Source organism: Paracoccus ferrooxidans (assembly GCF_029909815.1).
Taxonomy (GTDB): Bacteria; Pseudomonadota; Alphaproteobacteria; order Rhodobacterales; family Rhodobacteraceae; genus Paracoccus; species Paracoccus versutus.
The window spans coordinates 823,484-849,028 of record NZ_CP038202.1; the positions used below are offsets into that span (position 1 = coordinate 823,484).

Annotated in this window: 21 protein-coding genes; 8 read left to right on the top strand and 13 right to left on the bottom strand. The window is 67.1% G+C overall.

Going from position 1 to position 25,545, the window contains the following annotated elements:
• Position 1: 1 nt before the first annotated feature.
• Positions 2-553 carry a hypothetical protein gene (locus E3U26_RS21105; RefSeq protein ID WP_499106452.1) on the top strand — a complete coding sequence of 184 codons (552 nt, stop codon included), beginning with the start codon at positions 2-4 and terminating at the stop codon, positions 551-553.
• On the opposite strand, the gene E3U26_RS21110 is transcribed toward E3U26_RS21105, so the two are convergent.
• The 9 genes from E3U26_RS21110 to iolD all read right to left on the bottom strand — a co-directional run bounded on the left by E3U26_RS21110 (position 525) and on the right by iolD (position 10,760).
• Positions 525-1,847 carry a hypothetical protein gene (locus tag E3U26_RS21110; protein WP_499106454.1) on the bottom strand — a complete coding sequence of 441 codons (1,323 nt, stop codon included), beginning with the start codon at positions 1,845-1,847 and terminating at the stop codon, positions 525-527. The genes E3U26_RS21105 and E3U26_RS21110 overlap by 29 nt on opposite strands.
• 145 nt (positions 1,848-1,992) lie before the next feature.
• Entirely contained in the window at positions 1,993-2,787 is a 795-nt protein-coding gene (gene iolB / locus E3U26_RS21115) for a 5-deoxy-glucuronate isomerase (protein WP_499106458.1), read from the bottom strand.
• Positions 2,784-2,975, bottom strand: a complete 192-nt coding sequence (locus E3U26_RS21120) for a DUF3329 domain-containing protein (RefSeq protein ID WP_499106460.1) — start codon at positions 2,973-2,975, stop codon at positions 2,784-2,786. The genes iolB and E3U26_RS21120 overlap by 4 nt, the downstream gene beginning before the upstream one ends.
• Before the next feature lie 26 nt (positions 2,976-3,001).
• Positions 3,002-4,912: a 5-dehydro-2-deoxygluconokinase gene (locus E3U26_RS21125; protein WP_499106462.1), complete on the bottom strand. Its 1,911-nt coding sequence runs from the start codon at positions 4,910-4,912 to the stop codon at positions 3,002-3,004.
• Between the two features lie 61 nt (positions 4,913-4,973).
• Positions 4,974-6,107, bottom strand: coding sequence for a Gfo/Idh/MocA family protein (locus E3U26_RS21130; protein ID WP_499107519.1), 1,134 nt, complete (start codon positions 6,105-6,107; stop codon positions 4,974-4,976).
• A 17-nt stretch (positions 6,108-6,124) separates the two neighbouring features.
• Positions 6,125-7,183 (bottom strand): sugar phosphate isomerase/epimerase family protein, encoded by a 1,059-nt coding sequence (locus tag E3U26_RS21135; protein WP_499106466.1) that lies wholly within the window; start codon positions 7,181-7,183, stop codon positions 6,125-6,127.
• A 2-nt stretch (positions 7,184-7,185) separates the two neighbouring features.
• Entirely contained in the window at positions 7,186-7,998 is an 813-nt protein-coding gene (locus tag E3U26_RS21140; RefSeq protein WP_499106468.1) for an SDR family oxidoreductase, read from the bottom strand.
• Positions 7,995-8,888, bottom strand: coding sequence for an IolE/MocC family protein (gene iolE / locus E3U26_RS21145; protein WP_499106470.1), 894 nt, complete (start codon positions 8,886-8,888; stop codon positions 7,995-7,997). Before iolE ends, E3U26_RS21140 begins: the two co-directional genes overlap by 4 nt.
• The gene (gene iolD, locus E3U26_RS21150; protein WP_499106473.1) at positions 8,889-10,760 is read right to left on the bottom strand and encodes a 3D-(3,5/4)-trihydroxycyclohexane-1,2-dione acylhydrolase (decyclizing); all 1,872 of its coding nucleotides are present in this window, start codon (positions 10,758-10,760) and stop codon (positions 8,889-8,891) included.
• Between the two features lie 104 nt (positions 10,761-10,864).
• Between iolD and iolG the strand changes: the two genes are divergently transcribed.
• The 7 genes from iolG to E3U26_RS21185 all read left to right on the top strand — a co-directional run bounded on the left by iolG (position 10,865) and on the right by E3U26_RS21185 (position 20,942).
• Positions 10,865-11,872 (top strand): inositol 2-dehydrogenase, encoded by a 1,008-nt coding sequence (gene iolG, locus E3U26_RS21155; protein ID WP_499106475.1) that lies wholly within the window; start codon positions 10,865-10,867, stop codon positions 11,870-11,872.
• 3 nt (positions 11,873-11,875) lie between these two features.
• A complete protein-coding gene (locus tag E3U26_RS21160; RefSeq protein WP_499106478.1) occupies positions 11,876-13,306 on the top strand; it encodes an NAD-dependent succinate-semialdehyde dehydrogenase in 1,431 nt (476 codons plus the stop codon).
• A gap of 14 nt (positions 13,307-13,320) precedes the next feature.
• Positions 13,321-14,127 (top strand): HpcH/HpaI aldolase family protein, encoded by an 807-nt coding sequence (locus E3U26_RS21165; RefSeq protein ID WP_418025390.1) that lies wholly within the window; start codon positions 13,321-13,323, stop codon positions 14,125-14,127.
• Positions 14,127-15,095, top strand: a complete 969-nt coding sequence (locus tag E3U26_RS21170; RefSeq protein WP_499106483.1) for a hydroxyacid dehydrogenase — start codon at positions 14,127-14,129, stop codon at positions 15,093-15,095. Before E3U26_RS21165 ends, E3U26_RS21170 begins: the two co-directional genes overlap by 1 nt.
• A gap of 236 nt (positions 15,096-15,331) precedes the next feature.
• Positions 15,332-16,456, top strand: a complete 1,125-nt coding sequence (locus E3U26_RS21175) for a Gfo/Idh/MocA family protein (protein ID WP_418025386.1) — start codon at positions 15,332-15,334, stop codon at positions 16,454-16,456.
• Positions 16,457-16,562: 106 nt separating this feature from the next.
• Entirely contained in the window at positions 16,563-20,009 is a 3,447-nt protein-coding gene (locus tag E3U26_RS21180) for a pyruvate carboxylase (RefSeq protein ID WP_499106485.1), read from the top strand.
• Between the two features lie 60 nt (positions 20,010-20,069).
• Positions 20,070-20,942 carry a MurR/RpiR family transcriptional regulator gene (locus tag E3U26_RS21185; RefSeq protein WP_499106487.1) on the top strand — a complete coding sequence of 291 codons (873 nt, stop codon included), beginning with the start codon at positions 20,070-20,072 and terminating at the stop codon, positions 20,940-20,942.
• Here the strand turns inward: E3U26_RS21185 and E3U26_RS21190 are convergent.
• From E3U26_RS21190 to E3U26_RS21205, 4 genes are all read right to left on the bottom strand, one after another.
• Complete coding sequence (locus tag E3U26_RS21190; RefSeq protein ID WP_499106490.1) at positions 20,939-21,700, bottom strand: sulfite exporter TauE/SafE family protein; 762 nt, start codon at positions 21,698-21,700, stop codon at positions 20,939-20,941. The genes E3U26_RS21185 and E3U26_RS21190 overlap by 4 nt on opposite strands.
• A gap of 60 nt (positions 21,701-21,760) precedes the next feature.
• Positions 21,761-22,774: an ABC transporter permease gene (locus E3U26_RS21195; RefSeq protein ID WP_062563351.1), complete on the bottom strand. Its 1,014-nt coding sequence runs from the start codon at positions 22,772-22,774 to the stop codon at positions 21,761-21,763.
• A gap of 39 nt (positions 22,775-22,813) precedes the next feature.
• Positions 22,814-24,349, bottom strand: coding sequence for a sugar ABC transporter ATP-binding protein (locus E3U26_RS21200; protein WP_499106492.1), 1,536 nt, complete (start codon positions 24,347-24,349; stop codon positions 22,814-22,816).
• Positions 24,350-24,431: 82 nt separating this feature from the next.
• On the bottom strand, positions 24,432-25,358 hold the full coding sequence (locus E3U26_RS21205) for a sugar ABC transporter substrate-binding protein (RefSeq protein WP_036757959.1): 927 nt from the start codon (positions 25,356-25,358) through the stop codon (positions 24,432-24,434).
• Between the last annotated feature and the right edge of the window lie 187 nt (positions 25,359-25,545).

Below are 25,545 nucleotides of genomic sequence, written 5' to 3' on the forward strand. Positions count from 1 at the left end.
CATGAGACATCTGCTGTGGATCCTCCTTGCCGCGGTCCTGCTGCTCGCCAACGTGGTGGTCGGGGGCTGGACCGAGATCACCGACCTGCGCCGCGCCCGCGAATGGCGGGTGGTGCAGGCCGGCGAGGCGGGGGCCGAGCTGCGGGGCGTGCATGTCCGGGTCGATCAGGTCTGGGCGGGAAGCGCGCCCAACCTGTCCGAGCGGGCGCTGGTGCTGGTCCGTCTGGCGCTGCGCGGTCCCGAGGCGGCGCGGCAGGGCTGGGCCGGTTGCGACATCAGCCTGCGCGACGCGGCGGATCGGGTCTGGCTGCCGCTGATCAGCGCCGATTCCGAGGGTGCCGTCCGGGTACTTTCCCCCGATGGCGAGAACAAGGGGCGCTGCAACCCCATTCCCTATGACGCGCCGCCGGATGGACAGGAGTTCCTGTCGGACCAGCTTTTCCTGGTGCCCTCCGAATTGCTGAAGGGTGCGCGGCTGCGCGTCTCGGCCTGGGGGACGCGGCCCGAGGCGCTGGAATTCGCGGTCACGCCGGTTCTGCGCGATCTGCAATAGCTGCCTTTTCCGCTTGGGCGCGCCCGGCCAGCTCCAACCCAGCGGCAAGGATGCAGAACTGCAGGACGCAGACCACCACGCCCTGCTGCGGCTGGCCGGGCGCGCCGAAAAGCAGGCCCAGCGGATATTGCGCCACCTGCCAGACCGACAGGTCCTGCGGCCCGATCAGCTCGGCCAGCCCGACCCAGGCCCAGCGGCCCGCCCAATCGGCCAGCCGCCACAGCACCAGCACCGAGACGGTCAGCGCGAAGCCCGCCGACCCGGCCAGCAGCACGCCGTTCGCCACCGCATGCCAGCGCTTGACCAGCCCGGCCCAGAAATGCCCGAGGAAGTCGGTCAGCGGCTTTGGCAGCCCCTGCCAGCGGTCCAGCACCTTGCCAGCCGAGCGCCGCGTTTCCTCGGCCATCATGTTCAGGTCGTGGCCATAGACGATGGCGCCGAGGTTGAACCAGATCAGCGGCAGCAGCGCATACCAGAACAGCCGCTCCAGCCAGGGCCACGGCTGGAAGACGGGCGGCCAGTCCACCGGGCGGCGCGCGGCATCGACCACCTCGGCCGCGGCCGGCGGAAACAGGTTCTGCCAGAATTCGCCCGGCGAGGGCAGCTGGGCCAGCCATGCGACGAAGCCCTCCTGCCAGCCCGAGATGACGTAAAGGCCCAGCACCGCCCAGCTCGCCTCGCAGGCGACGACCAGCAGCGGCCAGATCCCGGCCTCGCTGCGCTTGTGCATGGCCTTGGCGCCACGCCGGACCGCCCAGATCAGCAGCACGGCCACCACCACCCAGAGCGTGCTCTGCACCTCGAGCGCGGTGGGCGCCCGCTCGGGCGAGACGTCCGAGAAGTCGATGCGCTCCATCGAGGTGGAAAGGAACGCCTTGGAATAGTCGCGCAGCGTGTTCCCGAGCAGGCCCCAGCCGGCATAATAGCCGTAGAACGGGATCAGCACCGCCAGAAGCGCCCCGGCCAGCATGCCGATGCCCGGAGCCTCGGCAGCGCCTTCCCCGGCGGGCGGCGCCTCGCGGCGGCGCCTTGCGCGAAAGCGCAGCACCGGCAGCCCGTCGCGCATGATGACGAACATGGCGACGAACAGCACCAGCTGCAGCAGGATCACCGGCACCAGCGCGATCAGCCCGGCCAGCCGGTCGGCGAAGCCGATCTCGACCGCCAGCATCATCAGCACGGTGCCCAGCAGCCCGCCCGCCAGCCAGGTGGCGGCCAGCACCGCGCCGTAGTTCCGAAACAGCCGCGCCGCCAGCAGGACATGCTGGCGCAGGATATGCAGATCCCCGGTCATGGCCGCAGGATTGCAGGATCGCCCGCGCATCGCAAGCCGGGTTCAGGACTCGGCGTCGTCGGTGTGGCGGCCAAGGCCACTCGGCTCCGTCTCCCACATTCATCAGGATCGCGACCAGGATCATTGCAGGCATCCATCACCCAGCCTAAAATAGATGGGCGACCTCTGGCGCGGGGAGGAAGCGCCAGTTCCTGCGCGGCCCCGCCATGACGTTGAGGTAGTAGAGCTCGAAGCCGTATGGGGCGCCGCAAGGGTGGTGGCCGCGGGGGACCAGGGTGACGTCGCCGTCGCGCACCACCATAACCTCGTCGAGGCTGCCGTCGTCGGTATAGACCCGCTGCACCGCCCAACCGGTGGCCGGGTTCAGGCGGTGGTAATAGGTCTCCTCCAGATAGGTGATACGGGGGAAGTCGTCCTCGTCATGGCGATGGCTGGGATAGCTCGACCAGTGGCCGGCGGGGGTGAAGACCTCGGTGACCAGCAGGCTGTCGCAATAGTCCTCGGCCTCCATCGCGATGTTGTTGATGAAGCGGGTATTGCTGCCTTCGCCGCGCTGGGTCAGGACGATTCCCCCGGGGCCGATGCGGCGCGCCGCGTGCCCGCCTTTCCCCGGTGCCGAGCAGACGGCGATGGTGCAGTCGGTCTCGGCCTCGGCCGCCCAGTCCTGGCCGTTCGGGACATAGAGGCAATGCGGTGGCGTCTTCTCGAAGACATCCATCCGGTCTCCCAGCACGCCCCAGTCCTGCCCGGCGGCCCGAAACCTGGCCTTGCCCTCGACCATGACCAGGATGACCTCGTTGCCGCCGGTATCCTCGGTCGCGGTCTCGCCGGGACCCAGCCGGTAAAGGCCGAAGCTGACATATTTCCAGCCGGCGGATTGCGGCGTGACGTCGTAGATCTTGCCTTTCGTGGCAGGCGGTCTCAGCAGCAGGTCGCTCATCTGTCTCCTCCGGGTGGGTTGAATGTCACGAAGAAGCGCCAGCCCGCGTAAAGCCCGATGGCGACAAAGCTCGCGCCGAAGAAGGGCGCGCCCGAAAGAAATTCGAACAGCCCCCAGCCCAGGGCCAACGAGACCAGCAGCAGCCGGATCCAGAACGGGCGATAGAACATGTCGTCAAGATCGAACATTGTCAGACCTTTGGGTTCAGATCAGGTCAGCGCGCCTTTTCGCGCGCCTCGTCCCAGATCTTGCACAGGTTTTGATAGCGTTCGGCCATCTCCTCGACCGCCGCTGCGTCGTCCATATCACCCTTCAGCCAGTCTCGCGCGACCTCGCCGAAGATCGTCCGGCCGACCGCGAAGCCCTTGACCAGCGGAAAGCCGGCCGCGACCTGGAAGCTGGCGCGCAGTTCCGCCTCGGGGGCGTCGAGGCCCAGGACGACGATGCCGCGGGTGTGGCGGTCGTGGGCTTCGATGGCGGCGATGGCGTTGGCCCAGGCCGCGCGGCTCTGCATCGGCTCGAGCTTCCACCAGTCGGGATAGACGCCGATGGCATAGAACTGCCGGATCAGCGTGGCGGTGGTCTGCTCGTCCACCGGCCCGACCTTGGAGGGGATGATCTCCAGCAGGAACTCCAGCCCGTTGCGCCGTGCGGCCGTGAACAGCCGCTTGACCGTGGCCTCCTGGTCGGCGCGCGTCTCGGCATCGTCCTCGGGATGGCAGAAGCACAGCACCTTGACCACCTGCTCGCGCGCCCAGGCGCCCAGCCCGCCGCAATCGGGGCCCAGGTCCGGCTCCAGGTCCAGCGGCCGCGAGCCGGGCCACTCGCAGGGCCGCCCGATCCACAGCCCCGTCCCCGAGGCCCGATGCAGCGCCCGCCGCCCGATGCGGTCGTCGCAGAGGATGCCATGGCCGGGCCGGCCGTCGGCAACCTTCAGGGCGGCTTGCAGGCACAGCTCCTTGAAGGCGCCGGCCTTTTCCAGCGTATAGCCCGGCATCTCCTCCAACTGGACACGATGGTCGAAGGCAAAGACCCGCATGGTGGACCAGTCGCCGCCCATCCGGCCCTGGCGGTTGGTTGACCAGTGGATCTGCTCCAGCTCGGCATCGTTGCGCAGATCCGGCCGCAGCACGCCGCGCCTGAGGAAGAATTCCAGTTCCGCCAGCGACGGATAGGCCGGCGTGCAGCCGTGGCGCGAGACCGCGAAGGCGCCGCAGGCATTGGCATATTCCAGCGTGCGCGGCCAGTCCTCGCCGTCCAGCCAGCCCTTCATCAGCCCCGAGAAGAAGCCGTCGCCCGCCCCCAGCACGTTGAAGACCTCGATGGGGAAGCCGGGGCCGGCCTGGCCTTCGTCGAGGCTGTCCGGGATCGCGCCCTCGAAGGCCACCGCGCCCGCCGCGCCGCGCTTGCAGACCAGCGTGGCGGTGCTGACCGCGCGGATCGCGCGCAGCGCCGCGATGGTGTCGGTGCTGCCGCCGGCGATGTGGAATTCCTCCTCGGTGCCGACGATCAGGTCGAAGAGATGCAGCACCGATTGCAGCTTCGCGGTCACCGAGACGCTTTCCACGAAGCGGCTCTCGCCCGCGCCATGCCCGGCGACGCCCCAGAGGTTCGGGCGATAGTCGATGTCCAGCGCCGTCCGCGCGCCGTGCTTCCTTGCCAGCGCCAGCGCCTTCAGCACCGCCGCCTCGGTGCGCGGATGCGACAGATGCGTGCCGGTCGCCAGCACCGAGCGGGCCTCGGCGATGAAGCCCTCGTCGATGTCGTCCTCGCTCAGCGCCATGTCGGCGCAGTTCTCGCGGTAAAAGATCAGCGGGAACTGGTCCTCGTCGCGGATCCCCAGGATCACCAGCGCCGTCAGCCGCTCCGGGTCGGTGGCGACGCCGCGGGTGTCGACGCCTTCGCGCGAAAGCTGCTCGCGGATGAACCGGCCCATGTGCTCGTCGCCGACCCGCGTGATCACCGCCGAGCGCAGCCCCAGCCGCGCCGTCCCGCAGGCGATGTTGGTCGGAGACCCGCCGATATACTTCGCAAACGACCCCATGTCCTCCAAACGACCGCCAACCTGCTGGCCATAGAGATCGACCGAACTCCGGCCGAGCGTGATTAAGTCTAGCGTCTTCATGGTTCCCCCTCCCCCGACCGTTTTGGCGCGATGTGCGGCCCCCAAACAGGGGCCGCTGCCGTCAGACCGCCACGGGCGTCAGCCAGGGCTGGCCCTCGGCCTCATGGCTGTCCACGACCGCCTCGACGAAGGCCACGCCTTTCAGCCCGTCATAGACCAGCGGCAGGTTCTGCCCCAGCAGGTTGGGCTCGCGCCCTTCTTGCCGGGCGCGGATCGCCTCGGCGAAACCGGCATAAAGGTTGGCAAAGGCCTCCAGATAGCCCTCGGGATGGCCGGGGGGCGTGCGGATGCGCAGCCTGGCGTCCTCGGACAGGTCGTCCGCGCCGCGCTTGATGATCTGCACCCGGCCGTCCAGCGGCGTGAAGACCAGCTCGTTCGGCTGCTCCTGGAACCATTGCAGCGAGCCTTTTTCGCCGAACACCCGCAGCCGCACGCCGTTGGAATTGCCGATGGCCACCTGCGAGGACCACAAAAGGCCCCGCGCCCCGCCCTGATAGCGCATCATCACATGGGCGTTGTCGTCCAGCGCCCGGCCGCCGACGAAGGTCGCCAGGTCGGCGGTCAGGCTTTCCAGCGTCAGGCCGGTGACGAAGCCCGCCAGGTGATAGGCATGGGTGCCGATATCGCCGATGGAGCCGCCGCGGCCGTTCTTTTTGGGATCGGTGCGCCAGGCGGCCTGGGCATTGCCCGACTGCTCGATGGCGGTCGCCATCCATTCCAGCGGATATTCGACCTGCACCGTGCGGATCGCGCCCAACTCGCCGCGGGCGACGCGGACGCGGGCCTCATGGACCATCGGATAGCCGGAATAGGTATAGGTCACGCCGACGAAGCGGCCGCTCTCGCGCGCCAGCTTTTCCAGCGCCACGGCATCCTCCAGCGTCGCGGTCAGGGGCTTTTCGCAGATCACGTCGAAACCCGCCTCGATCAGCGCCTTGGCGATCGGGTAATGGGTGAAGTTCGGCGTGCAGATCGCCACGGCATCGACGCGATCCTCGCGCCCGGCCTCGCCCGCGATCAGTTCCGCATAGGTGCCATAGCTGCGTGCGGGGTCGAGCCCCTGCGAGATCGCGAAGACGCGGCCACGCTCGGGATCGACGTCAAAGGCCCCGGCCAGCAGCTGCCATTGCCCGTCCAGCCGCGAGGCGAGGCGATGGATATTGCCGATATAGGCGCCCTGCCCGCCGCCCACCATTCCAAGACGCAACATGGTCATTCCTCCAGTCCGAGCATCGCCCGATTGGCGCTGCGATTGGCGCCGGATTTCACGAAATCGTCGAAGGCGCGGTCCGACACCCGGATGATGTGATCCGCGATGAACTGCGCGCCTTCGCGGGCGCCGTCCTCGGGGTTCTTGACGAAGCATTCCCATTCCAGCACCGCCCAGCCGTCGAAGCCATGGGTCGTCAGCTTGGTGAAGATCGCCCCGAAATCGACCTGCCCGTCGCCGGGCGAACGGAAGCGGCCCGCGCGCCTGCTCCACGGCTGATAGCCGCCATAGGCGCCGGACTTGCCGTCCGGGCGGAACTCGGCATCCTTGACGTGAAAGGTCTTGATACGCTCGTGGTAGTGGTCGATGAAGGCCAGGTAATCCAGCGCCTGCAGCACGAAATGGCTGGGGTCATACATCAGGTTGGCGCGGGGATGGTTCCCGACCTTCTCCAGGAAATATTCCCAGCTATGGCCGTCATGCAGATCCTCGCAGGGGTGGATCTCGTAGCAGACATCCACGCCATGCGCGTCGAAATCATCGAGGATCGGCATCCAACGCCTTGCTAGTTCGTCGAAACCTTCCTCGACCAACCCCTCGGGCCATTGCGGATAGGGGTAAAGGTAGGGCCACAGCAGCGCGCCCGAGAAGGTGACATGCCGGTCGATCCCCAGCCGCTGCGAGGCGCGGGCGGCGAAACGCAGCTGCTCCTCGGCCCAGGCGCGGCGCGCGGTCGGGTTGCCGCGCACATGTTCAGGCGCGAAGCTGTCCATGATGACATCATGCGCCGGATGCACCGCCACCAGCTGGCCGGTGATATGCGAGGCGAATTCGGTGATCTGGAGCCCGTTATCGGCCAGCATCCCCTTGATCTCGTCGCAATAGGCATCGCTTTCGGCGGCCTTCGCCATGTCGATCAGGCGCGTGTCCCAGGTCGGGATCTGGACGCCCTTGAAGCCCTTGTCGGCCGCCCATGTCGCCAGGCTGGGCAGCGAGTTGTAGGGCGCGTCATCGGCCGCGAACTGGGCCAGGAAGACGCCCGGCCCCTTGATGGTCTGCATCGTCATGCCTCCAGTTTGGCCGCCGGGACCGGCGCGTCCTCATAGCCGCCATGGACGGACTGGTCGAAGGGGATCACCGCCCCGGTCATCATGCCGCTGTCGTCGGACGCCATCCACAGGACGGCGCGCGCGACTTCTTTCGGGTCGAGGATGCGGCCAAAGGGCTTCTGCGCCGCCGCCCGGTCGATGAAATCGGGATCGCCGGTTTCCGACAGCACCAGCGCGCGTTCGTGGTCCGAGTTCATCCAGCCGATGTCCAGCTGGTTGACGTGGATGCGATGGCGCATCAGCGCGAAACCGGCATGGCGGGTCAGCGTCGCCAAGGCCCCCTTGGAACCCGCATAGGGTGCGAGAAAGGGTTGCCCGACAAGCGCGGACATCGAACCGATATTGATGATGCGACCCTCGATCCCCTCGCGGGTCATCACCTTGGCCGCGTCCTGCATCAGGAAGAACGGCGCGCGGGTGTTGACCGCGAACATGCGGTCGAAGAGTTCCGGCGTGGTGTTCAGCAGGTTGCCGCGGTCGGTCAGGCCGGCGGCGTTGACCAGAATGTCCACGCGGCCGAAGCGTCGGTCGGCGGCGGGGATGATGGCCTGCACGTCCTCGATCCTGCCCAGGTCGGCGGCGACCATCTCGACCGGAACGCCGGTGGCCGCCGTGATTTCGGTCGCGACCGCCTGCCCTTTCTCGACGCCTCGGCCGACGATCACGATGCCCGCCGCACCGGCTTCGGCAAAGAGCCGCGCGATGGCCGCGCCAAGCCCCTGCGTGCCGCCGGTGACGACGGCGATCTTTCCATCGATGCGGTTCATTTCACCACCTCATAGCCTGCCGCCGCCATCACGCGCAGCAGCTCCTTGTGCCCCTTTTTCGCCATCTCCAGCGGGGGATTGGCGACGGGATCCTGCTCGGCCTCGACCACGAACCAGCCCTCGTAGCCCTTGGCCGCCAATGCCTTGACGATGGCCTCGAAATCCAGCGAGCCATCGCCCGGAACGGTGAAGGCGCCCTTGATGACGGCATCGAGGAAGCTTTCGCGCGTCCGGTCCAGCCCGTCCACGACCGCACGGCGGATGTCCTTGGTATGGACATGGGTGATGCGGGCATGGTGGTTCTCGATCACCCGCATCACGTCGCCGCCGGCAAAGGCCATGTGGCCCGCATCGAACAGCAGGGGCACCGAGGAATGCTTCATCAGCAGGTCGAGCTCTGCCTCGGTCTCGACCGCTGCCGCCATGTGGTGGTGGTAGGAAATCGGCATCCCCTGCCCCGCGCACCAGTCGGCGAAATCGCTGATCTTGCGACCATAGGCGGCCATCTCGGCCTCGGTCAGATTCGGCTTGGTGGCCAGCGGCGCGGAACGCACGCCCTGGATGGAGCGCGCGGTTTCGCCATAGACGATGCAGGGCGCGCCGGCGGCGATGAAGAACGCCATCTGCTGCGCGATTCGGTCCTTTTCCACCTCGATATCGCCGTCCAGCAGCAGGCCCGAGAACCAGCCGCCGCAGACCGAGATGCCGAAACGGTCGAGGATCGGCCCCAGTTCGGCCATGTCCATCGGAAAGCGCCGGCCGGTCTCCATGCCGGTAAAGCCGGCCTCGGACGCCTGCCGCAGGCATTCCTCCAGGCTGACGTCATCGGACAGTTCGGCCAGGTCGTCGTTCCACCACGCGATCGGCGCGATGCCAAGTTTCGCTTTCATTTACACACCCAGGCGCTGCGCTTCGCGGATCTTTTCCTGCGCCGCACGGGCGGCGCGGACGGTTTCGAAATTCGAGATCTCGGGCACGCCGACGTCCCAATCCGCATCCCCCGGCACCCATTTCCAGGCATCCGAGACGATCGAGACCACCGTCACCCCGTCATGCGCCAGCGCATCCTGCATCGCGCCCTCCAGATCGGCCAGGCTTTCGGCCTTGACGGCGCGGGCGCCCATCGCCTCGGCATGTTTCACGAAATCGACATGCAGCGGGTTGTCGCGGTTCCGGATCCGGCAATCGGCCAGCAGGTTGTTGAAACCGGGCACGCCCTTGGCCTGCTGCAGCCGGTTGATGACCGCGAAGCCGCCGTTGTCGCAGACCACCACGACCATCTTGTGCCCGGTCAGCGCCGCCGAATAGATGTCCGAGTTCATCATCATGTAGGTGCCATCGCCCAACATGACGATGGGCGTGCCGCCCGTCGCGCCCGGCCCCTCCTGCGCCATGGCGCAGCCCCAGCCGGCCGCGATCTCGTAGCCCATGCAGGAAAAGCCGAATTCGCAGTCGAAGGTGTTCGGGTTCTTGACCCGCCAGCCCTTGGTCACTTCGCCCGGCGTGCCGCCCGCCGCGGCGATCAGCGTGTCGTTCGGCCCGGCGACCTTGTTCAGCACGCCCACGACCTGCGCATAGGACGGCACCAGCTCGTTGGTCGGCGCCTGATGGTCGTCCAGCAGCTTGTTCCATTCGGCGAACAGGGTCTTGGCGCGTTTCATCAACCCGGCATCGGCCGCGTAATCGCCAAGCGCCGCGTCCAGATCGCCGATGGTTTCCAGCGCATCGCCGACCACCGCCAGCGACCGATGCTTGACGGCATCGAAGCGCGCCGCGTTGACCGAGATGAACCGCGCATCCTCGGCGAAGGCCGTCCAGGAGCCGGTGGTGAAATCCTGCAGCCGGGTGCCGATGGCCAGGATCACGTCGGCCTCTTTCGCCAGCGCATTGGCCGAGGTCGAGCCGACGATGCCGATGGGTCCGGCATGGACCGGATCGTCATGGGTCAGCGCGCCCTTGCCGGCGATGGTCTCGACCACCGGGATGCCGCGCTTGGCGGCGAAATCCGCCAAGGCGCCCTCGGCCAGCGAATAGCGCACGCCGCCGCCCGAGATGATCAGCGGCTTCCTGGCCGTTTTCAGCAGTTCGGCCGCCGCCGCGACCGCGTCGCGGTCGGGACGCGGGCGCGGGATCAACCAGACGCGCGGTTCGAAGAAAACCTCGGGGTAATCATAGGCCAGTTCCTGCGTGTCCTGCGCCAGCCCGATGAAGGCCGGGCCGCAATCGGCGGGGTCCAGCATGGTGGCGACGGCCTGCGGCAGCGACTGGATCAGCTGTTCGGGCAGCGTGATGCGGTCCCAGTAGCGCACGACCGATTTGAAGGCATCGTTCGCGGTGATGGTCGGGTCGCCGAAATGCTCGACCTGCTGCAGCACAGGATCGGGCAGGCGATTCGCGAAGGTGTCGCCGGCGATCAGCAGCACCGGCAGCCGGTTCGCCATGGCGACGCCCGCCGCCGTCACCATGTTCAGCGCCCCCGGCCCGATCGAGGTCGCGGCGACCATCAGTTGCCGGCGACGCTTGGCCTTGGCGAAGCCGATGGCGGCCAGCGCCATGGACTGTTCGTTCTGGCCGCGCCAGGTCGGCAGCTGGTCCTGGACCTGCTCCAGCGCCTCGGAAAGGCAGGTCACGTTGCCATGGCCGAAGATGCCGAAGACGCCCGCGAACAGCGGGACACGCGCGCCCTCGATCTCGGTGAACTGGTTGCAAAGGTAACGAACAAGGGCCTGGGCCATGGTCAGGCGCACGGTCTTGCGTGGCATCTCGCCTCCTCCTGCGGATGGTGTTTTTCAGACGATACGGAATGATGATTGACAATGCAATAGTTCTGCAATGATTATTGCGAAACGAATTTCGGGAGGAACCCATGACAGGAATCGCCGTCCTCGGCACTGGCCGCATCGGCCGCATGCATGCCGAAAACATCGCCGCCCATCCGCGCGCCCGGCTGGCAGGCGTCTATGACATCCATGCCCCCGCAGCCGCCGAAGTCGCAGCCCAACTGGGCGTGTTGCAATTCGATTCGGTCGAGGCGGCGCTGGCCTCGGCCGAGGTGGATGCGGTGCTGATCGCCAGCTCGACCGCCACCCATGCCGATCTGATCGAGCAGTCGGTCGCGGCGGGCAAGGCGATCCTGTGCGAAAAGCCCATCGACCTGTCGCTGGGCCGGGTAAACGCCTGCGCAACGAAAATTGCCGGCACCGGCCTGCCGATCATGCTGGGCTTCGTGCGCCGCTTCGACAGCGGCCATGCCGGGGTCCGGCACGCCATCGAATCGGGCCGGATCGGCGAGTTGCACCAGGTCACGATCACCTCGCGCGATCCGGGCATGGCGCCCGACGCCTATATCGCGGCCTCGGGCGGCATCTTCCGCGACATGACCATCCATGATTTCGACATGGCCCGCTTCATCCTGGGCGAGGAAGTGACCGAGGTCAGCGCCACCGGCTCGCGCCTGGTCGACCCGGCCCTGATGCAGCGCTGCGACGATTACGACACCGTCACCGTTGTCCTGAAGACCGAATCGGGCAAGCAGGCAATCATCACCAACTCGCGCCGTGCCGTCTATGGCTACGACCAGCGCGTCGAGGCCTTCGGCAGCGCCGGCATGGCGATTTCGGAAAACCGGACGCTGGATCATGTCCGGCTCTATGGCGCGGAATTCACCGACCGGGCCGCACCGCTGAAGAATTTCTTCATCGACCGTTACGCCGATGCCTTCGCGGCCGAGATCGGCGCCTTCGTCGATGCCATCGAACAAGGCAAGCCGGTGCCGGTCGGGTTCGAGGACGGCAGGCAGGCGCTGCTGCTGGCCGAGGCCGCGATCCGTTCCGCCGCCGAGGGCCGCACGGTCGCAACCAGGGAAATCGCATAAGCCATGTATTCGCAATTCGGACTGTTCATCGACGGTCGCTGGACCCCCGGCACCGTCAGCGGAGAGGTCATGTCTCCGGTCACGGAAAAACCGCTGGGTCGGGTGGCCCTTGCCACCGCCGAGGACACGCAGGCGGCACTGGATGCTGCCGCACGCGCCCTGCCCAAGCTGCGCGAGATGGGTGGCTTCGGCCGCGCGGGAGCCCTGCACAAGGCCGCGGACGAGATGATCCGCCGCGCGGATGAGGCCGCGCGGATGATCTCGGCCGAGACCGGCAAGCCCATCGCGCAGGCCGGCCGGGAATGGACCCTTGCCTGCGACCAGTTCCGCTGGTTCGCCGAGGAGGCGCGCCGCATCTATGGCCGCATCGTCGACAGCCGCGTCCCCGGCGGCCGTTTCGAGGTGACGCGCGAGCCGGTGGGGATCGTCGGCGCCTTCACCGCCTGGAACTTCCCCGCCGCCCTGCCCGCCCGCAAGCTGGCTCCGGCGCTGGCCGCCGGCTGCCCGGTGGTGCTGCGCCCGTCCTCGCAGACGCCGGGCGTGGCGATGGTGATGGTCGACTGCCTGCGTGCGGCGGGACTGCCCGATGGGGCGGTGAACCTTGTCGTCGGCTCGACCGGCGCAACCTATGCGCCGATCATGGCGGACAGCCGGGTGCGCAAGGTCAGCCTGACCGGCTCAACCCGTGTCGGCCAGCAGATGATCCGTGATGCCGCCGATACGGTGAAGAAGGTTTCGATGGAGCTTGGCGGCAACGCGCCGCTGATCATCCATGACGATGCGGACCTGGAAGCCGCGCTGGACCTGACCGTGCCGACCAAGTTCGCCAATTGCGGGCAGGTCTGCGTGACCCCGGACCGGATCTTCGTGCATGACAGCCTGCACGACGCCTTCGTGGACGGATTTGTTTCGCGGACGGCGCAGATCAAGCTGGGCGACGGGATGGACCCCGACACCGGCATGGGCCCGCTGATCAATGGCGGACGACTGGCGGAAATCGAGGAAATCGTCGCCGATGCCGTCCGCGCCGGGGCCAAGCTCGCGCATGGCGGCAAGCGTCCGGCGCATCTGAACAGCGGCTTCTTCTTCGAGCCGACGGTGCTGACCAATGTTACCGACGACATGAGGGTCTTTGCCGAGGAGAACTTCGGTCCGATCGCCGCCATCACCCGCTTCTCGACCGAGGACGAGGCGCTGGCGCGCGCCAATGCATCCGACATGGGGCTGTCTGCCTATGCCTTCACCCGCTCGCCCGACCGGGCGCGGCGCATGTCGGCGGGGCTGAAGGCCGGCATGGTCGGCATCAACAGCTTCGCGCTGGCCGCATCCGAGGCGCCCTTCGGCGGCACCAACCATTCCGGCATGGGCCGCGAGGGCGGCATCGAGGGGATCGAGGATTACCTCGACACCAAGCTCGCGCAGATCGTGTTCTGAGGGGAGGAAACGCGATGTTCACCAACAAGCTCAAACAGCAATGGGCCGAGGGGCGCGCCGCAATCAACGGCTGGCTGTCCATCGGCAACCCGCTGACTGCCGAGATCATGGCGGCGCAGGGCTATGACAGCATCACCATCGACGCCCAGCACGGCGCGCTGGACTACAGTGCCGTGCTGCCCATGCTGCAGGCGATGCGGGCCTCGGGCGTCACGCCGATGGTCCGCGTGCCCTGGCGCGAGCCGGGCGCGATCATGAAGGCGCTGGACGCCGGCGCACAGGGCATCATCTGCCCGATGGTCAACTCGGCCGAGGAGGCGGCGGAATTCGTCAGCTACATGCGCTATCCGCCGCATGGCCAGCGCAGCTTCGGTCCGACCCGCGCCACCTTCGCCTATGGCGGCTATGGCGTGGCGGCGAACGATCAGGTGCTCGCGCTGGCAATGGTCGAGACCCAGCAGGGCATGGACAACCTGGACGCCATCGCGGCGACCCCCGGTCTCGACGGCATCTATGTCGGCCCGGCGGACCTGACGCTGGGCACGCAGGAAGGCCGCCTGCCCCCCGCCTTCGACCGCGAAGAGCCCGAGATGATCGCGCTGCTGCAGCGCATCAAGGATGCCTGCCAGGCGAACGGCATCCGTGCCTGCCTGCATTGCGGCACGCCGGAATATGCCGCGAAAGCCATCGGCTGGGGGTTCGACCTGACCACGGTCGGCGGCGACACCCGCCTGCTGGCCGGCGCGGCCAGCGCCTCGGTCGCGACCTGGCGCGACCTGACCGGCTCCGCCCCCGCCTCCGCAACGAAAGGAGCCTATTGATGCCGCATCTTCTTGTTGCCGGAAAGCTGCATCCCGCGGGAGAGGCGCTGCTGCGCGAACTCCCCGCCCGCGGCATCACCGTGGATTATGTCGAGGAAATCTCGGAACCCTCCTACGCGCCGCTGATCCAAAAGGCCGATGCGCTGGTGATCCGAACCCAGCCGCTGTCAGCTGCCACCGTCGCACTGGCCGAGAGGCTGAAGGTCGTCTCGCGCCACGGCGTCGGCTACGATGCCGTCGATCTCGCCGCGCTGAACGAACGCGGCATTGCCCTGACCATCGTCGGCGACGTGAATTCGATCTCGGTCGCCGAACATGCGATGATGCAGTTGCTGGCCGGGGCCAAACGCGTGCTGCTGGCCGACCGCGCGGTCCGCGAGCCCGGCCAATGGGGCTGGCGCAACCGGCTAGAACAGCAGGAAATCTCGGGCAAGAACCTGCTGATCATCGGCTATGGCCGCACCGGGCAGCGCCTTGCCCGCATGGCCGCCGGTTTCGAGATGAACGTCCGCGCCTTCGACCCCTATCTTTCGCGCAAGGGCTGGCCCGAAGGTCCGGTGGCAGAGGTCACCGACCTGGACGAGGGGTTGGCCTGGGCCGACTGCATCTCGATCCATGTGCCCAAGGCCGACAAGCCGGTGCTGGGGGCAAGGGAGATCGCCCTGATGAAGCCGGGCGTCGTCCTTGCCAATACGGCGCGCGGCGGCGTGGTGGACGAGGCGGCGCTGGCCGAGGCGCTGGCCTCGGGCCAGGTCGGCGCTGCCGGGGTCGATGTCTTCGACGAAGAGCCGCCCAGCGGTTCGCCCTTGTTCGACCAGCCGACCGCAGTGCTGTCGCCCCATATCGCCGGGCTGACCGCCGAATGCGGCAAACGCATGGCCATCGCATCCATCCGGAACGCGATCGACTATCTGGACGGCACGGTTGACCATGCTCTCATCGTCAATCCGACTTTCGCCCATGCTTGAGACGATGCACCGCCGACTTGCGGCTTTCGGAGCCGTCGTCGGACAGGCGACGGTTCTTCGTTACGGCGGTGCCGCATTCATATCGGACCTGCCACGGCGCCTGGAGCAGGATCTTCCAGCACCGCCGCACAACGGCCCACCACCGCGCAGCCGTGCCGAAACCCCGTCAATCGGCCGTCTCGTCCGCCATCTGGATGGCGGCTGAGTGCAACGTCACTTCAAACCGGATACTGCCCATGTCTGACAAACCCGTCCTGCGTATCGGCCTGATCGGCACCGGCTTCATGGGCAAGGCCCATGTCTTCGGTTTCGCCAGCGCGCAGAAGGTCTTCGACCTGCCCTACCAGCTGGAACTGCATACGGTCGCCGACGTCACCGAGGCAGCAGCCGCCCGTGCCGCCGCCGATTTCGGCTTTGCCCATGCCACCGCCGACTGGCGCAGCATGGTCGCGGACCCCGAGATCGACGTGATCGACATCACCGCCCCGAATGCGCTGCACAAGGAGATGGCCCTGGCCGCCATTTCCGCCGGCAAGCACGTCTATTGCGAAAAACCGCTGGCGCCGCTGGCCTCGGATGCGCGCCAGATGGCGGATGCGGCGGCGGCCAAGGGCGTCAAGACCCAGGTCGGTTTCAACTATCTCTGCAACCCGATGCTGCGGCTTGCGCGCGAGATGATCGCGGCGGGCGAACTAGGCGAGATCCGCGGCTATCGCGGGCTGCATGCCGAGGATTACATGGCCGATGCCGACGGCCCCTGGACCTTCCGCCACGATCCGGCGGGTGGCGGCGCGCTGGCCGATATCGGCAGCCATGCGCTGGCCACGGCCGAATTCCTGCTCGGTCCGATCACCGAGGTGATGGGCGATTGCGTCACGATGATCGGCCGGCGCCCCGACGGCCAGGGCGGCACGCGTGCCGTGACCGTGGACGATGTCGGCCGCGCCTTCCTGCGCTTCGCCAATGGCGCGCAGGGCTCCATCGAGGGCAACTGGATCGCCACCGGCCGCAAGATGCAGCATGATTTCGAAGTCTATGGCACCAGGGGCGCGCTGACCTTCAGCCAGGAACGCTTCAACGAGCTGCATTTCTACTCGACCGCCGACGCGCCCGGCCGGCACGGCTTCCGCCGCATCGAGGCCAGCCCCGACCACCCGCCCTATGGCCGCTTCTGCGTCGCCCCCGGCCATCAGATCGGCTTCAACGACCTGAAGGCCATCGAGATCGAGGGTTATCTGCGCGCCATTTCCGGCGAGATCCCCGAGCCCTTCGGCTTCGCGGCCGGTCTGCGCATCCAGCGGCTGGTCGAGACGATCCAGCGCTCCTCCGCCGCGCGGCAGTGGATGTCGGTTACGGCCTGAGAATCCGCTGCCGCCTCCCTCCCGCGGCATCGGCTGGGGCGCTCTTCGCCCCTTCCCCCAGGTGCCCGGCTGCGCGCCGGGCACCCACCTTTCGAAAGGGCTCTGCATGTTCCGAAAGATTCTTATTGCGAACCGTGGCGAGATTGCGATCCGCGTGATGCGGGCGGCGAACGAGCTGGGCAAGAAGACGGTCGCGGTCTATGCCGAGGAAGACAAGCTGAGCCTGCACCGCTTCAAGGCGGACGAGGCCTACCGCATCGGCGGCGGCCTGGGGCCGGTGGCGGCCTATCTGTCGATCCCCGAGATCATTCGCGTCGCGAAGGAAAGCGGCGCCGATGCCATCCATCCGGGCTATGGGCTTCTGTCCGAAAACCCCGATTTCGTCGACGCCTGCACCGCCGCCGGCATCACCTTCATCGGGCCGAGCGCCGACACCATGCGGGCGCTCGGCGACAAGGCCTCGGCGCGGCGCGTGGCGATCCAGGCCGGCGTGCCGGTCATCCCCGCGACCGAGGTGCTGGGCGAGGACATGGAGGCGATCAAGCGTGAGGCCGCGCAGATCGGCTATCCGCTGATGTTGAAAGCCTCCTGGGGCGGCGGCGGGCGCGGCATGCGGCCGATCATGGGCCCCGAGGAACTGCCCGAGAAGGTGCGCGAGGGCCGGCGCGAGGCCGAGGCCGCCTTCGGCAACGGCGAGGGCTATCTGGAAAAGATGATCCTGCGCGCCCGGCACGTCGAGGTGCAGCTCTTGGGTGATGGGCATGGCGGGCTCTATCACCTCTACGAGCGCGACTGCACCGTGCAGCGCCGCAACCAGAAGGTGGTCGAGCGCGCCCCGGCGCCCTACCTGACCCCCGAACAGCGCGCCGAGGTCTGCGAGCTGGCGCTGAGGATCGGCCGCGCCGTCGGCTACCGCAACGCCGGCACCGTCGAGTTCCTGATGGATATGGACAGCCAGCAGTTCTACTTCATCGAGGTGAACCCGCGCGTCCAGGTCGAGCATACCGTGACCGAGGAGGTCACCGGCATCGACATCGTGCAAAGCCAGATCCTGATCGCCGAGGGCGCGACGCTGGCCGAGGCCACCGGCGTCGCCCGGCAGGAGGACGTGCATCTGAACGGCCACGCCCTGCAATGCCGGGTCACGACCGAGGACCCGCTGAACAACTTCATTCCGGATTACGGCCGCATCACCGCCTATCGCAGCGCCACCGGCAACGGCATTCGCCTCGACGGCGGCACCGCCTATTCCGGCGGCGTCATCACCCGCTATTACGACAGCCTGCTGGTCAAGGTCACGGCCCATGCCCAGACCCCGGAAAAGGCCATCGCGCGCATGGACCGGGCCCTGCGCGAGTTCCGGGTGCGCGGCGTGGCGACGAATATCGAATTCGTCATCAACCTCTTGAAGCACCCGACCTTCCTCGACGACACCTATACCACCAAGTTCATCGACACCACGCCGGACCTGTTCGCGTTCCGCAAGCGCCGCGACCGGGCGACGAAGCTCTTGGTCTACCTGGCCGACATCACCGTGAACGGCCATCCCGAGACCGCCGGCCGCCCCCGCCCGCCGGCCGAGGCCCGCATCCCGGTGCCGCCCCGGCCGCAGGCCGATCCGGCGGCCGAGCCCGCCCCCGGCACCCGCCAGCTGCTGGAGCAAAAGGGCGCCAAGGCCGTCGCCGACTGGATGCTGGGCGAGAGGCGGCTCTTGATCACCGACACCTCGATGCGCGACGGGCACCAGAGCTTGCTGGCCACGCGCATGCGCTCGATCGACATGATCCGGGTGGCGCCCTCTTACGCCGCGAACCTGCCCGGCCTGTTCTCGGTCGAATGCTGGGGCGGGGCGACCTTCGACGTCGCCTATCGCTTCCTGCAGGAATGCCCCTGGCAGCGGCTGCGCGACATCCGCGCCCGCATGCCCAACCTGATGACGCAGATGCTGCTGCGGGCCAGCAACGGCGTCGGCTACACCAACTATCCCGACAACGTGGTGCAAAGCTTCGTCGCCCAGGCGGCCAGGACCGGGGTCGACGTGTTCCGGGTCTTCGACAGCCTGAACTGGACCCCGAACATGCGCGTCGCCATGGATGCGGTGATCGAGAGCGGCAAGATCTGCGAGGGCACGATCTGCTATACCGGCGACCTGCTCGATCCCGCGCGCGCGAAATACGACCTGCAATATTACCTCAGGATGGCGCGCGAGCTCAGCGATGCCGGCGCGCATATCCTTGGCCTCAAGGACATGGCCGGCCTCTTGAAGCCCGCCTCGGCCGCCATCCTGATCCGCGCGCTGAAGCAAGAGATCGGCCTGCCGGTGCATTTCCACACCCATGACACCGGCGGGCTCAGCGGCGCCTCGATCCTGGCCGCGGCCGAGGCCGGGGTGGATGCGGTGGATTGCGCCATGGATGCGCTCTCGGGCAATACCTCGCAGCCCTGCCTGGGCTCGGTGGTCGAGGCGCTGCGCCACACCGACCGCGACACCGGGCTGGACATCGAGGCGATCCGCCGGATCTCCAACTACTGGGAGGCGGTGCGCGAGCATTACGCCGCCTTCGAGAGCGGCTTGCAGGCCCCGGCCTCGGAGGTCTGGCTGCACGAGATGCCCGGCGGCCAGTTTACCAATCTCAAGGCGCAGGCGCGCTCGCTCGGGCTCGAGGAGCGCTGGCACGAGGTCGCCCAGGCCTATGCCGAGGTGAACCGGATGTTCGGCGACATCGTCAAGGTCACGCCCAGTTCCAAGGTGGTGGGCGACATGGCGCTGGTGATGGTGGCGCAGGGGCTTTCGCGGGCGCAGGTCGAGGACCCGGCGGTCGAGGTCGCCTTCCCCGATTCGGTCGTCGACATGATGCGCGGCAACCTGGGCCAGCCCCCCGGCGGCTGGCCCGAGGCCTTGCAAAGGAAGGTGCTGAAGGGCGAGGCGCCGCTGACCGCCCGCCCCGGCGCGGCGATGCCGCCGGTCGACATCGCGGCCGCCCGCGCCGAGTTGGTCCGCCAGCTGGAAGGCAAGGCGGTCGACGACGAGGACCTGAACGGCTACCTGATGTATCCCAAGGTGTTTTTGGACTACATGGGCCGGCACCGGCAATACGGCCCGGTGCGGGTTCTGCCGACGCGGGCCTTCTTCTACGGCATGGAGCCGGGCGAGGAGATCGAGGCCGAGATCGACCCCGGCAAGACGCTGGAGATCCGGCTGCAGACCGTGGGCGAGACCGACGAGAAGGGCGAGGTCAAGGTCTTCTTCGAGCTGAACGGCCAGCCGCGGGTGATCCGGGTGCCGAACCGGCTGGTGAAGGCGCAGACCGCCGCCCGTCCCAAGGCCGATCCGACGAACGAGGGCCATCTCGGCGCCCCCATGCCCGGCGTCGTCGCCTCGGTCGCCGTCGCCCAGGGGCAGAAGGTCAACCCCGGCGACCTGCTGCTGACCATCGAGGCCATGAAGATGGAAACCGCCATCCACGCCGACAGAGCCGGCCTGATCAAGACCCTCCACGTCAGACCGGGCGAACAGATCGACGCAAAAGACCTCATGATAGAGATGGAATAGAAAGAAAGAGGGCTTGGCACCCTGCAATAATTATTGCAGACTTGGCGGCAGAGGAACGCCATGCCAACAAGCCACCCGCCGCAGGATTACGAAGAGCTGATCCGCATCATCCATGATCGCCACGATCAGATGAGCAAGACCTATCAGCGCATCGCCGTCTACCTGACCCAGAACCCCAACGAGGTCGCCGTCCATTCGGTGAATGCCATCGCCGAGCGGTGCGGCATTCACGCCTCGAGCTTCGTGCGCTTCGCGCAATCCCTGGGCTACAAGGGCTTCAAGGAATTGCAGGCGCTGTTCCAGAAGCGCCTGGCCACCGCCGCTCCGGGTTTCGAGGCCCGCGTCAAGGCGCTGGAAACCGAGCTGAAGGGTGCGGGCGACCCGACCGAGATCGGCTTCCTGCGCGACCTGGTGGTGCGCGACATCGCCTCGCTTCAGCAATTGCTGGACGAGGTCAATCCCGAGGACCTGGCGCTGGCCGCCAACCTGCTGGACCGTGCGGACATCATCTACCTGATCGGCCAGCTGCGCTCGTCGCCGGTGGTGGAGCTTTTGCGCTATGTGCTGACCATGCTGGGCAAGCGCTGCGTGCTGCTGGACCCCGGTGGCGGGCTGGCCACGCATATCGGCCGCACCATTCGCAAGACCGACGTTCTGCTGGCGGTCTCGTTCCGCTTTTATGCCAACGAGGTGGTGAACGTGGTCGAGGAAGCGGGCCAGAAAGGCATCGATATCATCGCCATCTCGGACAGCACGCTGTCGCCCCTGGCGCGGTGGGCGCGGGTGCTGTTCCCGGTTCCCGAGCACGATTACACCTTCTCGCGCTCGCTGGCCGCGCCGATGTGCCTGGCGCAGGCGCTGGTGGTGGCCGTCGCTGCCCGCGTGCAGCACAATGACGAGGATCCGCGCATCCCGACCGTGACCGGGACCTAGAGCCCGGCCAGCCCGTCCCAGACCAGCTTGACCCCGACCAGCGCCACCGAGGCATAGGTGAAGGGATAGAAGATGCTGGCGCGCATGTGGCGAACCACCCAGCCCCCGAGCCAGGTTGCCCCTATCGCCAGCGGCAGCATGGCGGCGGCGCGGGCCAGGTTATCGGAACCGAACTCCCCCAGCGCGGCATAGGGGACCAGCTTCAGCGCATTGGTCACGGCAAAGAACATCACGGTGGTGCCGGTGAAGAGTTTCGGATCCAGCCGCAGCGGCATCATGTAGATCTGAAGGGGTGGCGCTCCGGCATGGGCGACGAAGCTGGTATAGCCGGCCAGCCCGCCCCAGAAGCGGGCGGCAGCCGGACGCGCGCCGGCCAGCGCGGCGCCCTGCCCCGTTCCGACAAGCGCACGTGCCACGAAGGCCAGCGAAACCAGTCCCACGACCAGGCGAACCGCCGAGTCCGAGACCAGTTCGGCGCTGGCCCAGCCGATCCCGATGCCTGCGACCGCTCCGGGCATGATCCGACGCATGATCTGCCAATCGACCCAAGCCCGCCAGCTTGCCACGCTGACCACATCCATCACCACCAGCACCGGCAGCAGGATCGCCGCTGCCGTGACCGGGGGCATGACCAGGGCCATGAGCGGCACGCCGAGCAGGCTCATGCCGCCAAGGCCGCCCTTGGAAAGACCGACCAGGACGACGGCCAGCGCGGTCACGGCCAGTTCGGTCGGCGATGCGAAGATGGTCCAATGCATGGCGGTATCCATGAAAAAGGCCCGGAGCGAGGCGCTCCGGGCCCAAAGCCTGGGGGAAGGTCAGGCTTTCTTGCTGCGGGCGTTCTGGCGGAAGGTATCGGCCACGACGGCGGCGACGATGATCACGCCCTTGACGATTTCCTGGTAGAAGGCATCGACCCGCAGGAAGGTGAAGCCCGACATCATCAGCCCCAGGATCAGCGTGCCGATCACCGTGCCGAAGATCCGCCCGCGCCCGCCGCTGAGCGAGGTGCCCCCGATCACGGCCGCGGCGATGGCGTCAAGCTCATACATCATGCCCATGCCGGCCTGCGCGGTCTCGGCGCGGGCGGCGGTGACGATGCCGGCCAGCCCCGCCAGCAGCCCGGCGATGGCATAGACCTTGATCAGGTGGCGCTGCACGTTGATGCCCGAGACGCGCGCCGCCTGCGGGTTGGCGCCGATGGCATAGGTGAACTTGCCATAGCGCGTATAGCGCAGGGCGATATGGAAGATCAGCGCCACCGCCAGGAAGATGAAGACCGGCCAGGCGCCCGATCCGATCGCGGCGAAACCGTCGGTGGGGAAGCTGATCGGCTGGCCCTTGGTATACCATTTGGCGATGCCGCGCGCCGTCACCATCATGCCCAGCGTGGCGATGAAGGGCGGAATCCCGGTCAGCGCGATCAGCGCGCCGTTGATCATCCCTGCGATCAGCCCAAGCCCAAGCCCGACGGCCAGCGGCACGATGACCGGCAGGTCCGTCAGCGCCGGATACATGGCCCGCGCGTAATCGCCCGACTGCGCCACGCTCATGGTGATCATCGCCGTCATGGCGACGACCGAGCCGGACGACAGGTCGATGCCGCCGGTGATGATGACCTGCGTGACGCCGATGGCGATGATGCCCACGACCGAAACCTGCAGGATCATGATCGTCAGGCGACGGGTGTTCATCAGGAAGCTCTGGCCCTGGAAAATCCAGCCCAGGATCTCGAAGACCAGCGCGACGGCGACCAGCACCAGCAGGATGTTCAGCTCCTGCGGCAGCCCTCGGCGCTGTCGCTTGACGGGTTCGATCTGCACATTGTCCATGATAATGTTCCTCCTCGGGCGCCGTGCGCCGCGCGGGCCTCAGCGGGCCGCCAGTTCCATGATTTTCACCTGGGTCGCCTCGGCCCGGTCCAGGATGCCGGTCATATGGCCCTCGTGCATGACCATGATCCGGTCGGACATGCCCAGAACCTCGGGCAATTCGGACGAGATCATGATGACCGCGACCCCCTGCTGCGCCAGGCCAGAGATCAGCCGGTGGATCTCGGCCTTGGCGCCGACGTCGATGCCGCGGGTCGGCTCGTCCAGGATCAGGATCTGCGGCTTGGTCAGCAGCCAGCGCGCGATCAGGACCTTCTGCTGGTTGCCGCCCGACAGGTTCTCGATCCGCTCATCGAGGTTCGGGGTCTTGATCCGCAGCTTGTCCTTCATCCCGAGGCAGAGATTGGTCATCCCCCGCTCGTCGACACAGCCCAGCTTGACATGGCCTTCATGCAAGGCTGCGATCTGCATGTTCTCGAGGATCGTCAGCGGCAGGAAGCAGCCGGTCGCCTTGCGGTCCTCGGTCAGCAGCGCCATTCCCTCGCGCATGGCGTCGGCGGGCGATGCGATGGGGACATCGCGGCCGGCGATGCGGATCCTGCCCTCGGTGGCCGGCGTCACGCCGAACAGCGCCTCTGCCACGTTCGAGCGGCCCGAGCCCACCAGGCCGGCCAGCCCGAGGATCTCGCCGCGGCGCAGATCGAAGGTGATGCCGTGGAAGGTGCCCGGCAGCGAGAGGTTCTCGACCGACAGGATCACCTCGCCGATTTCAGCCTCTTCCTTGGGGAACATGTCGGTGATCTCGCGGCCGACCATCATGCGGATGATGTCGTCGCGGGTCACGTCGGTGCTGGCATGGGTGCCGACATACTTGCCGTCGCGAAAAACCGAAAACTCGTCGGCGATCTCGAACAGCTCGTTCATCTTGTGGGTGATGTAGACGATGGCCACGCCGCGCGCCTTCAGGTCGCGGATGATCTCGAACAGGTGGTCGACCTCGGTTTCGGTGATCGCCGAGGTCGGTTCGTCCATGATCAGCACCTGCGAACGATGGCTGACCGCCTTGGCGATCTCGACCATCTGCCGCTGCGCGACGGTCAGGGTGCTGATCTGCGCGGTCGGATCGATCTTGAGCCGAAGCTGCGCGAACAATTCCTGGGTCATCTCGGTCATCTTGCGGTGGTCGATCAGGCCGAGCGCATTTTTCGGCTCGCGCCGGATCCAGATGTTTTCGGCGACCGTCATCCAGTCCATCAGCGCCAGTTCCTGATGGATCATCGCGATGCCCTGTTCCAGTGCATCGAGCGGGCTGGCCAGAACGACCTCCTCGCCGCGCAGGCGGATGGTGCCGCGGTCGGGCGTATAGATGCCGGCGATGATCTTCATCAGCGTGGACTTGCCTGCGCCGTTCTCGCCCATCAGCGCGTGAACCGAGCCCGGCCGCAGCCGGAACTGCACGTCATCCAGCGCCACCACGCCGGGAAACTCCTTCCGAATACCCTCGATTTCAAGGATATAGGGCAGGCTCTTTTCCTTGTAGCGTTCGATCGCCTCCAGTGTGGTCTTCGAAACCATCTTCCCCCCGAAAGACTGTCAGGGGACGCGGCCCCCGGATTGAGGTCCGGGCATCCGGTGCGCGACCGAATGCCCGCCCGGATTAGTTCTGGGTCTTGTATTCCGCGACGTTCTCGGGCGTGACCAGCTCGAAGGGAACGGCCACGCGCGGCTCGAACGCCTCGCCGCGGGCGATCTTCAGGACGGTGTCCAGCGCACCCTCGCCCTGGCCCTTGGCGGATTGATAGACGGTGACGTCCAGATCCCCCGCCTCCAGCGCCGCCAGCGCGTCCTGCGTGGCATCGACGCCGCCGACGATCACATCGTCCATCGAGATCCCCGATGCCTTGAGCGCCTGAACCGCACCAAGCGCCATCTCGTCATTGTTCGAGAACACGGCGTGGGGCTGCATCCCCGAGGTCAGCCAGTTGGTCATCAGGTCCAGCGCCGGGGTTCGCATCCAGTTCGCGGATTGCGAGTCGAGCACGTTGATGCCCTTGCATTCATCCGACTGCAGCACGCGTTCGACCGCCGCGGTGCGCCCGCGCTGCCCGGTGGTGCCAAGCTGGCCCATCAGGATGACGGCATCCCCCTCGCCGCCCATAAGCTTGCACATCTCGGTCGCCTGCAACTCGCCCGCCTGCTCTTCGTCCGAGCCGACCCAGGCCTGCTTTTCCGGGAACTCGTCCATGTTGGCCGGCAGCATGTTGACGAAGACCAGCGGCACGCCCGCCCGGTCGGCGATGCGCGACATGGCCTGGCCGGAATCGGCGTCAACCAGCATCACGATGATGCCGTCCACGCCCGAGGCGACAAAATTCTCGATCTGGGACTGCTGGCGGGCGATGTCGCCCTGGGCATCCTCCATCTGCACGGTGACGCCCAGATCGCCGGCGTGGCGCTGGATGTTCTGACGCAGCACGGTCAGGTAGTTGTCGTCGAAGAGCGACATCGCAACGCCGATGGTCTCGGCCTGAACCGTGCCTGCCATCAGCGCACAGAATGCGGTGGCCGTCGCGAGTTTCTTGATCATGTGGGTCTTTCCTCCTCCTGTTACCTCCGTCCGATCTTCTCGCGTCGGACGAAGCCAAAACCTCGATGCGACAAGGCAATATCAAGCCGTTGGCAGAACCGCTGTTCCGCCGCATCCATTCCGACTTGATGACGACCTCCCGCCATGTCCCAAAGCCGTGAGCGATGCGCATCCCGCATCTTGC

Coding starts and splice junctions, on each gene's coding strand:
- E3U26_RS21175 (WP_418025386.1), top strand. CDS start 15,332: ATGTCTGACAAACCCGTCCTGCGTATCGGCCTGATCGGCACCGGCTTC.
- E3U26_RS21125 (WP_499106462.1), bottom strand. CDS start 4,912: ATGAAGACGCTAGACTTAATCACGCTCGGCCGGAGTTCGGTCGATCTC.
- E3U26_RS21165 (WP_418025390.1), top strand. CDS start 13,321: ATGTTCACCAACAAGCTCAAACAGCAATGGGCCGAGGGGCGCGCCGCA.
- iolE (WP_499106470.1), bottom strand. CDS start 8,888: ATGAAAGCGAAACTTGGCATCGCGCCGATCGCGTGGTGGAACGACGAC.
- E3U26_RS21130 (WP_499107519.1), bottom strand. CDS start 6,107: ATGGTGGGCGGCGGGCAGGGCGCCTATATCGGCAATATCCATCGCCTC.
- iolD (WP_499106473.1), bottom strand. CDS start 10,760: ATGCCACGCAAGACCGTGCGCCTGACCATGGCCCAGGCCCTTGTTCGT.
- E3U26_RS21180 (WP_499106485.1), top strand. CDS start 16,563: ATGTTCCGAAAGATTCTTATTGCGAACCGTGGCGAGATTGCGATCCGC.
- E3U26_RS21160 (WP_499106478.1), top strand. CDS start 11,876: ATGTATTCGCAATTCGGACTGTTCATCGACGGTCGCTGGACCCCCGGC.
- E3U26_RS21120 (WP_499106460.1), bottom strand. CDS start 2,975: ATGTTCGATCTTGACGACATGTTCTATCGCCCGTTCTGGATCCGGCTG.
- iolG (WP_499106475.1), top strand. CDS start 10,865: ATGACAGGAATCGCCGTCCTCGGCACTGGCCGCATCGGCCGCATGCAT.
- E3U26_RS21105 (WP_499106452.1), top strand. CDS start 2: ATGAGACATCTGCTGTGGATCCTCCTTGCCGCGGTCCTGCTGCTCGCC.
- E3U26_RS21185 (WP_499106487.1), top strand. CDS start 20,070: ATGCCAACAAGCCACCCGCCGCAGGATTACGAAGAGCTGATCCGCATC.
- E3U26_RS21190 (WP_499106490.1), bottom strand. CDS start 21,700: ATGCATTGGACCATCTTCGCATCGCCGACCGAACTGGCCGTGACCGCG.
- E3U26_RS21200 (WP_499106492.1), bottom strand. CDS start 24,349: ATGGTTTCGAAGACCACACTGGAGGCGATCGAACGCTACAAGGAAAAG.
- E3U26_RS21135 (WP_499106466.1), bottom strand. CDS start 7,183: ATGCAGACCATCAAGGGGCCGGGCGTCTTCCTGGCCCAGTTCGCGGCC.
- E3U26_RS21195 (WP_062563351.1), bottom strand. CDS start 22,774: ATGGACAATGTGCAGATCGAACCCGTCAAGCGACAGCGCCGAGGGCTG.
- E3U26_RS21140 (WP_499106468.1), bottom strand. CDS start 7,998: ATGAACCGCATCGATGGAAAGATCGCCGTCGTCACCGGCGGCACGCAG.
- iolB (WP_499106458.1), bottom strand. CDS start 2,787: ATGAGCGACCTGCTGCTGAGACCGCCTGCCACGAAAGGCAAGATCTAC.
- E3U26_RS21170 (WP_499106483.1), top strand. CDS start 14,127: ATGCCGCATCTTCTTGTTGCCGGAAAGCTGCATCCCGCGGGAGAGGCG.
- E3U26_RS21110 (WP_499106454.1), bottom strand. CDS start 1,847: ATGACCGGGGATCTGCATATCCTGCGCCAGCATGTCCTGCTGGCGGCG.